This is a genomic window from Microcoleus sp. B9-D4 (genome assembly GCF_036705105.1).
Lineage (GTDB): Bacteria > Cyanobacteriota > Cyanobacteriia > Cyanobacteriales > Microcoleaceae > Microcoleus.
Genome location: NZ_JAUBTS010000044.1, coordinates 19,442 through 33,406, shown reverse-complemented (window position 1 = coordinate 33,406; position 13,965 = coordinate 19,442). Strand labels below are relative to the sequence as shown.

The 13,965-nt window shown below is 46.3% G+C and carries 12 protein-coding genes; 3 read left to right on the top strand and 9 right to left on the bottom strand.

Annotated elements, in window-relative coordinates; translation table 11 throughout:
• Positions 1-396 precede the first annotated feature (396 nt).
• From QUB24_RS22870 to QUB24_RS22835, 8 genes are all read right to left on the bottom strand, one after another.
• Positions 397-1,437, bottom strand: a complete 1,041-nt coding sequence (locus tag QUB24_RS22870; RefSeq protein ID WP_333155717.1) for a tetratricopeptide repeat protein — start codon at positions 1,435-1,437, stop codon at positions 397-399.
• 447 nt (positions 1,438-1,884) lie between these two features.
• Positions 1,885-2,658: a BMC domain-containing protein gene (locus QUB24_RS22865; RefSeq protein WP_333101844.1), complete on the bottom strand. Its 774-nt coding sequence runs from the start codon at positions 2,656-2,658 to the stop codon at positions 1,885-1,887.
• A 345-nt stretch (positions 2,659-3,003) separates the two neighbouring features.
• A complete protein-coding gene (locus QUB24_RS22860) occupies positions 3,004-3,693 on the bottom strand; it encodes a carbon dioxide concentrating mechanism protein (RefSeq protein ID WP_333155714.1) in 690 nt (229 codons plus the stop codon).
• A gap of 489 nt (positions 3,694-4,182) precedes the next feature.
• The gene (locus QUB24_RS22855; protein WP_333155712.1) at positions 4,183-5,820 is read right to left on the bottom strand and encodes a ribulose bisphosphate carboxylase small subunit; all 1,638 of its coding nucleotides are present in this window, start codon (positions 5,818-5,820) and stop codon (positions 4,183-4,185) included.
• Between the two features lie 111 nt (positions 5,821-5,931).
• Entirely contained in the window at positions 5,932-6,237 is a 306-nt protein-coding gene (locus QUB24_RS22850) for a EutN/CcmL family microcompartment protein (RefSeq protein ID WP_006635057.1), read from the bottom strand.
• 404 nt (positions 6,238-6,641) lie between these two features.
• Positions 6,642-6,983, bottom strand: coding sequence for a carbon dioxide-concentrating mechanism protein CcmK (locus tag QUB24_RS22845; RefSeq protein ID WP_006635058.1), 342 nt, complete (start codon positions 6,981-6,983; stop codon positions 6,642-6,644).
• 96 nt (positions 6,984-7,079) lie between these two features.
• Positions 7,080-7,391, bottom strand: coding sequence for a carbon dioxide-concentrating mechanism protein CcmK (locus QUB24_RS22840; RefSeq protein ID WP_006635059.1), 312 nt, complete (start codon positions 7,389-7,391; stop codon positions 7,080-7,082).
• A 507-nt stretch (positions 7,392-7,898) separates the two neighbouring features.
• On the bottom strand, positions 7,899-8,024 hold the full coding sequence (locus tag QUB24_RS22835; RefSeq protein ID WP_333155710.1) for a hypothetical protein: 126 nt from the start codon (positions 8,022-8,024) through the stop codon (positions 7,899-7,901).
• Here QUB24_RS22835 and QUB24_RS22830 point away from each other — a divergent pair.
• Positions 8,016-9,890 carry an NAD(P)H-quinone oxidoreductase subunit F gene (locus QUB24_RS22830; RefSeq protein ID WP_333155709.1) on the top strand — a complete coding sequence of 625 codons (1,875 nt, stop codon included), beginning with the start codon at positions 8,016-8,018 and terminating at the stop codon, positions 9,888-9,890. The genes QUB24_RS22835 and QUB24_RS22830 overlap by 9 nt on opposite strands.
• Positions 9,891-10,016: 126 nt before the next feature.
• Here the strand turns inward: QUB24_RS22830 and QUB24_RS22825 are convergent, their stop codons facing one another.
• A complete protein-coding gene (locus tag QUB24_RS22825) occupies positions 10,017-10,628 on the bottom strand; it encodes a Uma2 family endonuclease (RefSeq protein WP_333155708.1) in 612 nt (203 codons plus the stop codon).
• 128 nt (positions 10,629-10,756) lie between these two features.
• Here QUB24_RS22825 and QUB24_RS22820 point away from each other — a divergent pair, with 128 nt between their 5' ends.
• Both QUB24_RS22820 and QUB24_RS22815 read left to right on the top strand, forming a co-directional pair.
• A complete protein-coding gene (locus QUB24_RS22820; protein WP_333155706.1) occupies positions 10,757-12,271 on the top strand; it encodes an NADH-quinone oxidoreductase subunit M in 1,515 nt (504 codons plus the stop codon).
• 177 nt (positions 12,272-12,448) lie between these two features.
• The gene (locus QUB24_RS22815) at positions 12,449-13,615 is read left to right on the top strand and encodes a CO2 hydration protein (protein ID WP_333155705.1); all 1,167 of its coding nucleotides are present in this window, start codon (positions 12,449-12,451) and stop codon (positions 13,613-13,615) included.
• The last annotated feature ends 350 nt before the right edge of the window (positions 13,616-13,965 follow it).

Here is a 13,965-nt window from a genome sequence, read left to right as displayed (position 1 = left end):
AATAAACAGTTTTAACTGAACCGTATTGCACGATAAAGATACGAAGCAACCGGGTTTCTGAGGTATTGTTTTTTTACGATGACCTACTTAATGACGAATGAGTAATGACTGCTGACATCGTTTCCGGTTGCATCGCAATAATAAAATCCAGTCAACAGTTAACACTCAACCCTTGAGTTTTTCCACCCCTCCTTCTACAGTCAACAGTCAACAGTCAACAGTCCACAATCACCGACGGTGCAACCGGAATTGATATAACTCATTAGACTTGAATTGCATACATTCACAAAGTATCTTTAAATGCCTCTGCGTTGCATCAGCCGTTTTCCTGTCGCTCAATGATTTATGCAATAATTCTAATGACTAATGACTACTGACTAATGACTACTGACTAAATCAATCATTAATAAATTCACCTTCACAGATAATCGATTCTCTGTTCTCCAAATCTTCTTGATTCCATACCGCGTTTAATGCTGCGGAACTTAAGGAAGTTGACATCGTATTTAATGTTGTGTTGTAGTATTCGGCAGCATTATTAAGTTCTACCTGCGGCGCTTCCTTGAAGTATGAATTAATATCAGGCGTGCACCGCTGGGCTTGGTAGTATACATAAGCTTCAGCATTAATGCACATTACGTGGTAAAAATCCTTATTTGCTGCCGCAACATCTCCAAGTTTATACAGCGCTAAACCCCGGTTGAGATAAGCTTTAACATAGTTCGGATCGAGTTTTACTGCTTGGTCAAAGTCTTCAATTGCCAACTGCATTTGTTTTAATTTATAGCGAACGCAACCTCTGTTATAATAGGCATAAACATTTTGTGGATCGATGGCGAGTGCAATGTTGTAATCGGCCATCGCCTGCGTATTGTCTCCTAATTGGTGGTAACAGAGACCTCGATTTATGTATGCTTTGATATATTTAGGATTCAACCGCAGCGTTTCGTTAAAGTTTTCCGTTGCTGCCTCTTTTTCTCCCAAAAGGTAGTAAGCGCGCCCCCGGTTGTAATAGGTTTTATAATTGTTGGAATTGATAGATAGAGCTCGATTGTAGTCTTCTATTGCTTCTTCGTAGTTTCCTAAATTAGCAAGTACAAGTCCCCGGTTGTTGTAGATAGCGTGGCTGTTAGGCTTATTTGCTAAAGCACAGTTTAGATCGTCAATGGCTTTTTCGTGTTCTCCGAGATGACGCCAAGCATTGCCTCGATTCAAGTAAGCCTCGAAGAAATTAGGATTGATATCTAGGGCTTGGCTGAGGTCTGCGATCGCTTTTTGGTAGTCTTTCATGTAATAGTAAACCAAGCCGCGATTGTTATAGGCTTTGGCATCGGCGGGATTGACTTGCAGTATCTGATCGAAGTCCTCAAGTGCCGCTTCATAGTTTCCTTTCTTGGCGCTGTGCAAACCGCGCTTGTAAAATTGTTTGAGGTTCATAGGTCAACTTTCAGGAGTGCTTGATTCTGGGGGTTGATTCCTGTGCAGTCAGTTTTGAGTTCGACAGCCGTTAATCTGTTGAAAGAGCATCCACCTGGGGTCAGAGTAACTCTTCAATAATTCCCGGCAATCTACCGTAAACAGGATTTTGGGTTTATTTTAACAGTAGTTAAATTTTGTTGAAAGGCTCTGCACCTCGGCTGGATTTACTTAGTCAGTTCGATTGTTTACCCGATCGACTTGATCTCAAAAGTCTAGTTTTACTTGGTGCTCTGTGTTTCTTGATGCGGCGGCGATCGGCTCGATCGGCAAATTCAGTTTGAGACCGCTACTCAGTATAAATTGTTGCCAGCAGTCCTACCGAGTAAACTCTCTATTTTTTTGACAAACTTCGTCTCAGTATTTGCGGCAGTACGTCTCTACAAACTTTTGTTGCCTAATTAGCAATTACCGATTGATTTCCTCTTCCACATAAACTCTCAATTTCTCCAAATCTGGAAGTTCGATCAATTCTTGTTCCTTTTCCTTAACCGACACGGGCATCATCACAGGTTTACGCTGCTCGATCCAGCAACTCGCCAGCGGTAAAGTTTGTTCCAAATCTTCCAAAGGCCTCGGAATTACCATCACCGCGTTCAACTCGCCAATTCTCTCAGCTTCGTACATCCCTGCCTCTACGGCTACTGCTACATCTGCAACTGCACCGCGAATAATTGCCGTGCACAAACCGGCGCCAATTTTCTCGTAAGCTGCCAAGTGTACGTCTGCGGATTTGAGCATAGCGTCGCAAGCGCCCACCATTGCCGGAAATCCCCGGGTTTCGAGCAAACCGATCGCCTGATTGCTAAGCCGAGAATAACTGCCTTTTTCCGAAAGTTCAGTCAGGCGAAAGCCGATCGGCAAAACCACTTCCAAATTAGCCAAAGGTCTAGCAATCACCAACTTAGAAACAAACTGCCCGAACTGTTCGGCAGTTTGAGCTCCAGCTTCCACAGCCAAACGCACATCCGAAATTCTGCCCCGGACGATCGCGGTACAGTGACCGGAACCAATTTTTTCGTATCCTACTAAAATCACTCCTGCCGACTTCAGCATCATGTCAGCAGTCCCCACAATTGCCGGAAAACTCTTGGTGGATACCAAACCCAAAGCAGTGTCTTTGAAGTATTCCTGGCGCTGCGATCGCTCTTCGTGACTGTTACGATCTGTTTGTCCGTCCATCTTCTATTACCCTTAGAAACTTCCCAAAATAGAAATTTGTTGATAGTTTATAGTTTCTCAGATGAGAAGACAGACTGCACCAGCTACAATACACTGATTGCTGCTGCAAGGCCTGACAAATTGCTGAGCTACCAATAATATGAGATTACCTATTTATATTTGATCTTTCTGCCTTCAGCATAGCTGGCTTTTGCCGAAATGACCGAAAGCATCGAGGATACCCGCCACGTGATTCATCCGTCCAGAAATAAAAAACCTGTATCCCATAAAGGAACCCCGAATTTATCCGTGGGGTCAATGCTTCAATCTCAAATCTAAAATCGAAAATCTAAAATCGATTGACGGCTACCCGGAACCGCCCGATAGAGTTTGGCCGTTTTCCTCCGATCGATTAAAAGCTTGTCGGTGCGGAAACAGTGTCCCCAACAGCCGATTGATGTGAGCTTGACCGTAGAGAATAGTCGGCGTTTCCCCTGGTTGGGGCGGCTCTGCGGCGGTGGATTCCGGCGGGTCTGGGGCCGTCTCCGGCGCAGTTTGAGGCGGTGTTTCGGGGGGTTGTGGCGGCTCGATCGGCTCGATCGGTCGATCGACTGGTGGCGTAGTGGCTTCGGGGGTTTCTGGTGATGTTGGCGCTGCTGTTGGCGCTGCTGTTGGCGCTGCTGCTGTTGGTTCTGCGGCGACTTGGCGGCTGGTATCTCCCATTAGAGAACCTGCTGGCATAATTTGCATTTTGTCGATACAAGGATTGATTAGCGTCGTCGCGGCGCCAATACAGGCATTTTCCCCGATCGTTCCCGCACCTACCACCAGCACCCCTGCACCCAGAATTACGCCCGCCGCGATTTCCAGAGTACCTTCACGGGCGTGAAGGATAACTCCCATACCGATACAGGCACCGGCGGCGATCGAGATCCGGCTTCCGGGCTCTGCTTGCAGGATTGCTCCAGGGGCGATCGCCGCACCCTCATGAACAACTACATCGCCACTCATCAAAATCTGAGAGTTGCTACTTAATTGCAGGGGCGATAAATACATTCGAATTCACCATGAAAGGAGCTATTTTTTTCGATAAAACGACTTTAAATTATGGGTTTTCTCGACTGATAAATTTAACCATGTCAATCTAAGAAACGATAATTTACTAATATTGAGAAGCTTGATGCTTTAACGTTTTATAGAAACTTTCAGAAGATTCTAGATTTTGACCAACATTTGTCAATCGAGCTTTTTAACTATCTCAAATCCAACTTCAATCCGCTGGGGTTTCTCCCGTTGGCCCCAGTGCGAGGACTTATACCAATTTAATGTGAAGTTGCACATATCTCGATCCCCCTCGCATACCCCCTACTCCCCCTACTAAGGGGAGTAGGGGTTGACTTTGATCGGAATCTTGTCCCACCCCCTACTCCCCTTAGTAGGGGCGGTGCTAAGAGTGCCCGCCCTCTTGGCTAGGGGGGATCGGATTCTACGGGGCCTCATAAAAAATTGGTATTAACGGAAGAAACAAGCTAATTACCTAGCAAATTAAGGACGCTGGATAATTTCTTCCAGTACCCGGCGCTTCGCCTTAGAGTCGATACCCAGCAAGCGGACGTACTCGCCGCTGTGTTCTTTGAGACAGCTTTCGAGGGCAGAAATCACTTCGGATTCGCGGTTGGATGAGATCGGGGCGCAACTGCTCCAAGAACCGGTGCGGAAACGGCGCGCGTCGGCGTGTTCCGTGCCAATTTTGTAGCCTTGGGAAAGCAGGTTGCGGATTTGGTCGATCGTCTTGCCGGTCAAACTTCCGCTGCTGGCCGAACCAGTCGAAGCTGCTTTGTATCCCGATGTTGCTGCCGGCTTAGCCGATTGAGCAACTGGGCCGTCGGGACGCTGAATAATTTCTTCAACCACGCGTCGCTTAGCTTTCGGGTCAATCCCGATCAAGCGCACGTACTCACCGGGGTACTCGTTCATCACAGCTTCCAAAGCGGCGATCGCCTCAGATTCGTTTCTCACTTGCAGCGAAGCCCCGCTTTGCCAAGAACTGGTGCGGAAGCGGCGCGCGTCGGCGTGTTCCGTGCCAATTTTGTAGCCTTGAGCTAGCAAGCCGCGAACCTGAGTCACTGTTTCGGCACTCAATTTTCCGCTTGACACGGAACCGCTATTGTGGTAGGAAGCTTGTTGTGCAACTTTACCGTTAGATTGGTGAGTTTTCGCACCGTTAGAACCGTTAGAGCCGTTGTCTCCCGGTCTTTGGACGATTTCTTCTAGTACGCGGCGCTTGGCTTTGGTGTCAATCCCGATCAAGCGGACGTATTCTCCTTGGTGTTCGGCCATGCAAGCTGACAAAGCCGCGATCACTTCAGAGTCACGGGTTGAGGAAATCGGGCCGCAAGTACGCCAAGAACCGGTACGGAAGCGGCGTGCGTCGGCGTGTTCGGCTCCCACGCTGTATCCTTGAGCTAGTAAATTACGGATGCTATCGGCAAGAGTTGAACTCAATTGGGTGCCGGCATGGGTAGAATATTTGGTTTGAGTCATATTTGGGTTTTTAGTTTGCTCGTTGCGAATTGGTGCTAGACAGGCGATGTTCTCAGCGCAGCGATAACCCGTTCTCAGAGCGTCATTGATGCCGATGACATGGGTCGCAAATTGAATGTCAGAATCTTGAACGTCAGGCAAGCGATCGGCTTGCTTCTGATTAGTGATGATGGCTCCCGAAGGTACGTACTTACCGGGGGGAATCTCCACATCTTTAATTAGTACGTGCATCATGACAATGCAGCCGTTGCCCACTCTGGCATTGAACACCGTGGAGCGAAAGCCTATAAAGCAGTTGTCGCCCACGTAGGCCGGGCCGTGAATTAAACTCATGTGGGTGAGGGAAGTATTTTTCCCCACCCACACAGAATAGGATTTGTCGTCGTCTCCTGTGACTCGGCCTTGTTCTAGGCCGTGAATCACTACTCCGTCTTGAATGTTGCTTCCTTGTCCGATATAAAAAGGAGTGCCTTCATCGGCGCGGATAGATGTCCCGGGGGCAATCATCACATTAGAACCGATATGCACATCCCCAATAATGTTAGAAAAGGAATGTACGAAGGCGGTGTCGTGAATTTTAGGCTCAGCCAAGTTTTTCGACCAAGGCGTCGGGGGAGCCGCAACGTTGCGGACTGCCATAAATTAAGTTCTCCTAAGCTGAAAAATCTTTTTGTTAGTTGTTAGTTGTTAGTTGTTAGTTGTTAGTTGTTAGTTATTTTTCCACTAACTGCTAACTGCTAACGGTTGCAACTAGCCGTACGGGTCGTCTTTTTTACTGTAAATGAGGCGGTTTTCTACATTGACAGTATCTATAATGCCTACTACTAGAGCATCGATCGGACGGTTTTCGCTTCCGGGCGCGATCCGGGCTGCGCTGCCTCGGGTTACTAAAACCCATTCATCTATACCAGCGCCCACACAGTCAGCGGCTACCTCATAGCCGGGAACTGGCGAACCTTCTTCATCGATGAATTGCAGCAGTAGAAATTTCGATCCTCTCAGTGTCGGCTCTTTTTGGGTACTGACAACTGTGCCGAGAACTTTGGCCATTTGCATTTTAGGTAATAGGTAATTGGTAATTGGTAATTGTCATTTTTTCACTTAGTCACTTGTCGTTTTTAGATTTGCTTTCTTCTGTCTGCTCGGCGCCTTTTAGAGTTCTTCGTCTAGTAACTAATGACTCGCCCGAAACGGGTAAAATTACCCACTTAAGTGGATGATCCCGAAATTTTAGACTAAGAGTTCAAGCTCCCCAATTCAATGCGAGAGTCAATCTCAAATCTCAAATCGCAAATCTCAAATCGACGGACTCATGACTCATGACTAATAACCAATATCCCATGCCCACCTCAATTAAAAATTAAAAATGCTAAATCAAAAACATCGCGATTTTTAATTTTTAATTACCAAACGCCCCTAACAGCCGTGAAGCGAAGCTATCCCGTAGGGAATCGCCTATCTTATGATCTGTTGAGAGGGCGAATGCCACTCACGCCTTCACGGAACTGTTCTACAGCTTCGGTGTAGCGAATCGGCAGCACGTACTCTAAGTTTTCATGAGGGCGGGCGATAATGTGGGTGGACATCACTTGTCCGCCGTTAACGCGCTTCACTGACTCTACTCCGGCTGCGACAGAAGCTTGCACTTCCGAGACATCTCCTCTTACAATGACCGTAACCCGAGCGCTACCGATTTTTTCGTAGCCTACCAAGGTGACGCGGGCTGCTTTGACCATCGCGTCAGCGGCTTCTACCACTGCGGGGAAGCCTAGGGTTTCGATCATGCCAACTGCAATTGCCATTGGTTTTACTCCTGATTGAATATTTGGGGAACTAAACAGTTAATTTTTGACGATCGCACAAATTTTCGTTTAACGAAATTTTTGTGCGCTAAGAACTTAGTAGCCTCGGAACTGTTCTACTGCTTCTGTATATCGAATCGGCAGAACGTATTCTAGGTTTTCGTGGGGGCGAGCGATGATGTGGGTAGAGACGACTTCTCCGCCGTTCACCCGCTTGACGGATTCCACTCCGGCTGCGACTGAGGCTTGGACTTCCGACACGTTGCCGCGCACAATTACGGTGACGCGGGCGCTGCCGATTTTTTCATAGCCCACGAGGGTAACGCGGGCAGCTTTGACCATAGCATCGGCAGCTTCCACCACAGCGGGAAAACCTTTTGTCTCAATCATTCCCACGGCAATTGACATTTTTGAATCTCCTTTGAGGATGAGCGAAATTACCGTTACAAATCTTTGAGAAATCTAAAAATTTGGACGGGGAGGCCCACATTATTTAGTAATGCAGTGTAAAGCTTCCTATCCTATAAGAATAGGGGAAGGTGTCCACCTTGACAATATAAACTAACATCATAATGTTTAATAACAAAAATTAAAATTTTTTATGTTCCTTAAAATAATTTAATATTTATTTAATAATCTTAATATTAAAGAGGGGTAGATGCCGACGGCGAGGGGGGATTAAAGTAAGTAAGAATACTCATAAAGTAGAGTTCGGTATGTGAAGCCGGAGTTCATCGCGGCCGGGAAACTTGGGGATTCCAAAAGGGGGATCGCGGGGAAATCGGCAAAAAAGGCAGTCTTGGCCCATCGGCAGGCATTTTTTTCTTTGAGTACCTCGTCTGCTCAACCAGTAATTTTGTCTTGAGATAATTATCAGTTTTGATGCTTTAATGTATAGTTAATCTGGAGTGCAAATTATTTTGCCACAACTATACGATCGGGTTTAGTGAAAGTTTTAGGGTCTCGCGCGATCGCCCGCGACTGTTTTTGTATAAAAGCAGCCAGTAATTTCAAGTTTAAGGCATAAATTAAATGACTCAATTTCTCCTCCAAGCCTGTTGGTGGGTACCTTTATATGGCTTGATAGGCGCAATTTTAACTTTGCCGTGGTCTACGGGCACCGTTCGCAGAACAGGGCCGAGACCTGCTGCTTACTTCAATTTGCTGATGACGGTGTTGGCTTTCATACACGGATCAGTTATTTTTACAGCGACTTGGGATCAACCGCCCCAACAGTTGCTAGTGCACTGGGTGCAAGCAGCCGATTTAGATTTGTCTTTTGCAATAGAAATCTCCACCGTCAGCGTCGGAGCAATGGAGTTAGTTAGTGTTCTGAGTTTGCTAGCACAAATTTACGCTCTAGGCTACATGGAAAAAGACTGGGCGCTAGCTCGATTTTTTGGGCTGATGGGTTTTTTTGAAGCGGCAATTAGCGGCATTGCCATTAGCGACTCGCTGCTTCTAACTTACGCTTTGTTGGAAGTGCTGACGCTTTCAACTTACTTGCTAGTCGGGTTTTGGTACGCTCAACCGCTGGTAGTAACAGCAGCTCGTGATGCGTTTTTAACCAAGCGTGTAGGAGACGTGCCACTGCTGATGGGAGTAGTGACGCTTTCAACTTTAGCGGGAAGTTTGAATTTTTCCGATTTGGAAACATGGGCGGAAACTGCAACTTTGTCTCCTGTAGTGGCGACTCTTTTAGGTTTGGCTTTAATCTCCGCACCTACGGCCAAGTGCGCTCAATTTCCCTTCCATTTGTGGCTCGACGAGGCGATGGAAGGGCCAAACCCGGCTTCGATTATGCGGAATACGGTAGTTGTGGGCGCTGGGGCTTATGTTTTGATTAAACTTCAGCCTGTTTTGGCGCTGTCGCCCGTGACGGATGCGGTACTCGTGGTGTTGGGTGCGGTGACTGCTGTTGGCGCTTCCTTGGTGGCGATCGCCCAAATCGACATCAAAAGAGCACTATCGCATTCTACCAGCGCTTCTATGGGTTTGGTGTTTATCGCCGTGGGGCTAAATCAAGTTGACATTGCTTTGCTGTTGCTGTTCGCCCACTCGATCGCCAAGGGCCTATTATTCATGAGCGTAGGGTCAATTATTACCACAACTAACACTCAAGATTTAACAGAAATGGGTGGGTTGTGGTCGAAGATGCCTGCCACGACTACGGCTTATTTAGTAGGCGCTGCGGGGATGGTAGCCCTGTTGCCTCTGGGCAACTTTTGGGCGATGCGGCGCTGGCTCAACGGTTTTTGGACGGTGCCTTTGTGGTTGGTAGTTGTGTTGCTTTTGGTTAACGGTTTGACAGCACTAAATTTAACTCGCATATTCGGTTTAGTGTTTGCTGGAAAACCGCAGCCGAAAACTCGCAGAGCTCCCGAAGTTGGTTGGCCGATGGCTTTGCCGATGGTAATTTTGACGGTGATGGGGCTGTTGGTTCCTTGGATGTTGCAGCGGTGGCAACTGTTAATTAGTTGGACTGGGCCTTGGGCGGAAACGGGAGATTTTGATGCTTTAAATTTGCTTTTGAAGACGCTGGATACGCCGCTGTTGCTGTTATCTGGGTTGATTGGCGTTGCGGTTGGGGTGGCGATTTATTGGTACGGGGTTTTACCTCGACCGGTACGGCTGCCGGTGCCGGCGGTGCAGGATTTGTTCGCTTACGATTTTTATATCGATCGAGTTTACCGCTTGACTGTCGTTTGGGCTGTGGCTTTTATTTCTAAAATCAGCGCTTGGACTGATAGGTATGTGGTGGACGGGGCGGTGAATTTGTTCGGTTTTGCCACAATTTTCAGCGGCGAAGGGTTGAAGTACAGCGGCACCGGTCAGTCGCAGTTTTATGTGTTGACTATTGTGGGGGGGGTTGCGGTGTTGCTGGCGTTGATTATTTGGCAGTTTTAAACCGCAGGTGAACAGTTGACAGTTGACAGTTGACAGTTGACAGTTGTTATTCAAATTTAAACCGCAGATGATAGCAGATGAACGCAGATGATTTTATTTGGGGTTTGTCTGCTTTTTTATCTAATTTTATTCAAAATCGATCGGCCACAATTCGGTCACCGCAACTTCCCAACCGGGCAAAAGTTCGGGAATTGAAATCATGTCGCCGTCTCTCAATACCACTGGCTCTGCTTTCGGAGTGTAAATTGTTACTGTGCGCTTGTCTGGGTCGATTAATATTCCTACTTTTGCTCCGAGTTCGATAAATGATAAAATTTTTTCTCGGAGGGGTTTGATGCGATCGGACTGAGATTTGATTTCTACAACTAAGTCGGGAACGAGTTCGGCAAAATACCTTTTACTTTGTTTAAGGCGATCGGCTGTCACAAACGAAACATCGGGAGATCTCAGATCGGAATTGGGGAGGATAAACCCGCCGCTAGATTCAAATACCCGTCCGAGTTTGCGGGGTTTGACCCAGTTAAGTAAAAGTTTGCCAAACTCTGCCCCAATTTCGCTCGATACAATGTCTGATGGGCCCATAATGATCATCTTCCCGTCTACCAGTTCTAATTGGTAGTCTAGATGCGCTTCCGAGAGTATACTTTGCAGTTGTTCCAAGTCGGCAACGGTGAGGCGGGTGGAAGGAGAACCGGATTTAATTTGCAAATCTTCTGGCTCTGTAAGACTTGAGGTCATAGGAGGATTCCAGAGACATTTGAATCTATGTTAACAAGAAAATGGGCCGATCGCTTTTATATGTAGTTGCTTTGCGTTAATGTTAAATATAGCTCTAAATACTGTGTAACAAAGGAAAGTTTTAATTGATGCTCAGTGCTTTAATCTGGATACCAATGTTGGCCGCTGCCCTGATTGGGCTCTGGCCTGGTTCAGTGAGTTCTAAAATAGTTCGGAATGTCGCGATCGCCATTGCGGGTATAACTTTTATTCTCTCGGTGATTTTGGCATTTCAGTTTGATGCCAGTACCAGTCAGTTGCAGTTTGCGGAATTCATTCCTTGGATAGATGTTTTGGGATTGAATTACAATCTCGGTGTTGATGGTTTGGCTCTGCCTTTGGTAATTTTAAATACTCTGCTGACAGGGATAGCTATTTACGCTACGGATGAGTCGATCCGCAGACCTCGACTTTATTATTCTTTGATTCTGTTAATTACCGGCGGCGTAACAGGGGCTTTTTTATCTCAAAATTTGCTGCTGTTTTTCCTGTTTTTTGAGGTAGAATTGATTCCGCTTTACCTGTTAATTGCGATTTGGGGAGGCGAGCGCCGGGGTTATGCTGCTACTAAGTTTTTAATCTATACTGCATTTTCGGGAATTGTGCTCCTGGCTGCTTTCTTGGGTACTGGTTGGCTTAGCGGTGCTTCGAGTTTCGATATGGTTGGTGCAGCGGGCGCATCGCATTTGCAAGGAGGATTGCCATTGCCTTTGGTAAGGCAAATTGTTTTGCTGGCAGGGGTGTTGCTGGCTTTTGGTATTAAAATGCCTTTGGTGCCTTTTCATACTTGGCTGCCGGATGCTCACGTAGAAGCTTCGACGCCGGTTTCGGTGCTGCTGGCGGGGGTGCTTTTGAAGCTGGGAACTTATGGGATGCTGCGTTTTGGTTTGGGTTTGTTTCCAGATGCGTGGGCGGTGGCGGCACCTTGGTTGGCGAGTTGGGCGGTGGTAAGCGTGCTTTACGGGGCGAGTTGCGCGATCGCCCAAAAAGATATGAAAAAAATTGTAGCTTACAGTTCGATCGCTCACATGGGCTACATTTTGTTAGCTAGCGCCGCAGCTACTCCGATTAGTATGCTGGGAACAGTTTTGCAAATGGTTAGCCACGGTTTAATTTCGGGGCTGCTATTTTTGAGTGTCGGCGTTGTTTACAAAAAATCCGGCACCCGCAACATCGATGTGCTCAAAGGTTTATTCAATCCCGATCGCGGTTTGCCGATGATTGGCAGTTTAATGATCCTCGGCGTGATGGCTAGTGCCGGCATTCCGGGTTTGGCTGGATTTATTGCTGAATTTTTGATATTTCGGGGCAGTTTGCCAGTGTTTCCCCTGCAAACTTTGCTCTGCATGATCGGCACTGGTTTAACTTCAGTTTACTTTTTAATTATGGTCAACCGCGCCTTTTTCGGCCGCCTTTCAGATGTGGTGGTAAATTTGCCGCAAGTCCGCTGGCGCGATCGCATTCCTTCGCTGGTTTTAGCAGTAATTATCGCCATCATGGGAGTGCAGCCGGGAGTTTTAGTTGCTTTGAGCGAAAAAACTGCGATCGGAATGGTTGCTAATGTGCCACCCCAAGTTAAAGTGATTGCTCAAAACTTGAAATAAAATATGACCTAGGTTCGTAGTGAGGAATGCAAATCCTCTCTTAACAGCTTTTAGTCCATAGGTTCGTAGTGAGGAGTGCAAGTCCTCTCTTAACAGCTTTTAGCCCATCATTAAAGGACTAAAGTCCTTACTACAAACTTATTTCTTCGTTCTTCCTTCTATTCAGGCTTAATTAAAATGACAAGTACCGTATTAAAACCATCTTCCCATCCCCTATCCGCATACATTGACATCTTGGAATCAGGCCAAGCTTTACTGCCTGAATCTACGGAAAATGTAGTTGAAGTTGTCGGCGTGCTAAAAAGTTATGCTATTGTTTTAGATGCCTATTCTCGCAATCTCAATTATATTGCAGAAGAACAGTTTTTAGTGCTTTTCCCATTTTTTAAATATTTCAATGGAGAGGTGACGCTGCCGAAATTAATTCGCTATTTGTGGCACGATCGCATTAATTTTGAGTATGCTGAGTATTGCATGAGAACAATGCTTTGGCACGGCGGCGGTGGTTTGGATAGTTATTTGGATTCCCCGGAATTTAGCAGTTTGGTCGAAAAGGCGATCGCTGCTAAATTGAAAGGCAATTTTTTCATGCAGGGACTCAACAAAACCTTTCCTGATTTTTTGCCTGAACAAGTGCGGATGCTGGCTTATTACACCGGTCTCGGTCAGTTTTGGCGGGTAATGAGCGATTTGTTTATCGACTTATCTGATTCCTACGATCGAGGGGAAACTAAGTCTATTTCTGACGTTGTTAATTTTGTTAAAGCCGGTTTAGTAGCTGCCGCCAGTCTGCCAATTACTTACAGCGTCAAGATTCACGGTCAAGTCTACGATATCATTCCGGGCTCGGCTAACTTAACATTTTTACCAGATGTAGCCGTGCCTTATGTAGAGGCTGTTTTCTTTCGGGGCACAGCTTTTTTTGGCACAGTTTCCTACAACGCTCAAGCCCATCAAATCCCGGAAAAACAAAAAGATTTTGCCTACGGGGCTTTGTTTGCTGACCCTTTACCGATTGGAGGTGCTGGGATTCCGCCAACTCAATTGATGCAAGATATGCGTCATTATTTGCCGGAGTATTTGCACGAAGTTTATCGCACTAGCTGTCGCGGTGAAGATGATGTGCGGGTGCAAATTTGTCAGAGTTTTCAAAAGTCGATGTTTTGCGTAACGACGGCGACTATTTTGGGTTTAGCACCTCATCCCATGAATACCTCCGATCCAGAGGAAAGAAAGGCTAATCGGGCTTATTTGGAAGGTTGGATGGATCGATTTGGGAATTCTCGCTTGGATTGGGCAAATCAGCCAACTAACCGGGCCTGTCAATTGTTCCCCGAACGGTAGACAGTAATTGTAGGGTGCGTGACAAGGAGAAATATTTGATTCGCTGCTTGTGACGGCGGAGTGTCGCGCACCCCGGTAAAAAGTTGCCTGCTTGTGTGGGGAAAAATTAGCAACTATTCTTTATAAAAAATTAATCTTTCCGAACTCAAGCAGTAGGGCGATAGTAAATTAAATAAGTTTTATTTATTACACACACATATATATATATATATAATTTAAATCATATAAATATTGAACTTGCTTATAGGAAACAGTAAAGTGATAGTTAATTAGCCAAAAATAAACGGATTTATGCAAATTTCAGTTTATTAGAGGCGAACGTAAGAATAAAATTTAAGAGGGGTACAAAA

Excerpts from the sequence above, each read along its gene's own strand:
- QUB24_RS22870 (WP_333155717.1), bottom strand. The coding sequence starts at position 1,437 with ATGAACCTCAAACAATTTTACAAGCGCGGTTTGCACAGCGCCAAGAAA.
- QUB24_RS22865 (WP_333101844.1), bottom strand. The coding sequence starts at position 2,658 with ATGGACGGACAAACAGATCGTAACAGTCACGAAGAGCGATCGCAGCGC.
- QUB24_RS22860 (WP_333155714.1), bottom strand. The coding sequence starts at position 3,693 with ATGTATTTATCGCCCCTGCAATTAAGTAGCAACTCTCAGATTTTGATG.
- QUB24_RS22855 (WP_333155712.1), bottom strand. The coding sequence starts at position 5,820 with ATGGCAGTCCGCAACGTTGCGGCTCCCCCGACGCCTTGGTCGAAAAAC.
- QUB24_RS22850 (WP_006635057.1), bottom strand. The coding sequence starts at position 6,237 with ATGCAAATGGCCAAAGTTCTCGGCACAGTTGTCAGTACCCAAAAAGAG.
- QUB24_RS22845 (WP_006635058.1), bottom strand. The coding sequence starts at position 6,983 with ATGGCAATTGCAGTTGGCATGATCGAAACCCTAGGCTTCCCCGCAGTG.
- QUB24_RS22840 (WP_006635059.1), bottom strand. The coding sequence starts at position 7,391 with ATGTCAATTGCCGTGGGAATGATTGAGACAAAAGGTTTTCCCGCTGTG.
- QUB24_RS22830 (WP_333155709.1), top strand. The coding sequence starts at position 8,016 with ATGACTCAATTTCTCCTCCAAGCCTGTTGGTGGGTACCTTTATATGGC.
- QUB24_RS22825 (WP_333155708.1), bottom strand. The coding sequence starts at position 10,628 with ATGACCTCAAGTCTTACAGAGCCAGAAGATTTGCAAATTAAATCCGGT.
- QUB24_RS22820 (WP_333155706.1), top strand. The coding sequence starts at position 10,757 with ATGCTCAGTGCTTTAATCTGGATACCAATGTTGGCCGCTGCCCTGATT.
- QUB24_RS22815 (WP_333155705.1), top strand. The coding sequence starts at position 12,449 with ATGACAAGTACCGTATTAAAACCATCTTCCCATCCCCTATCCGCATAC.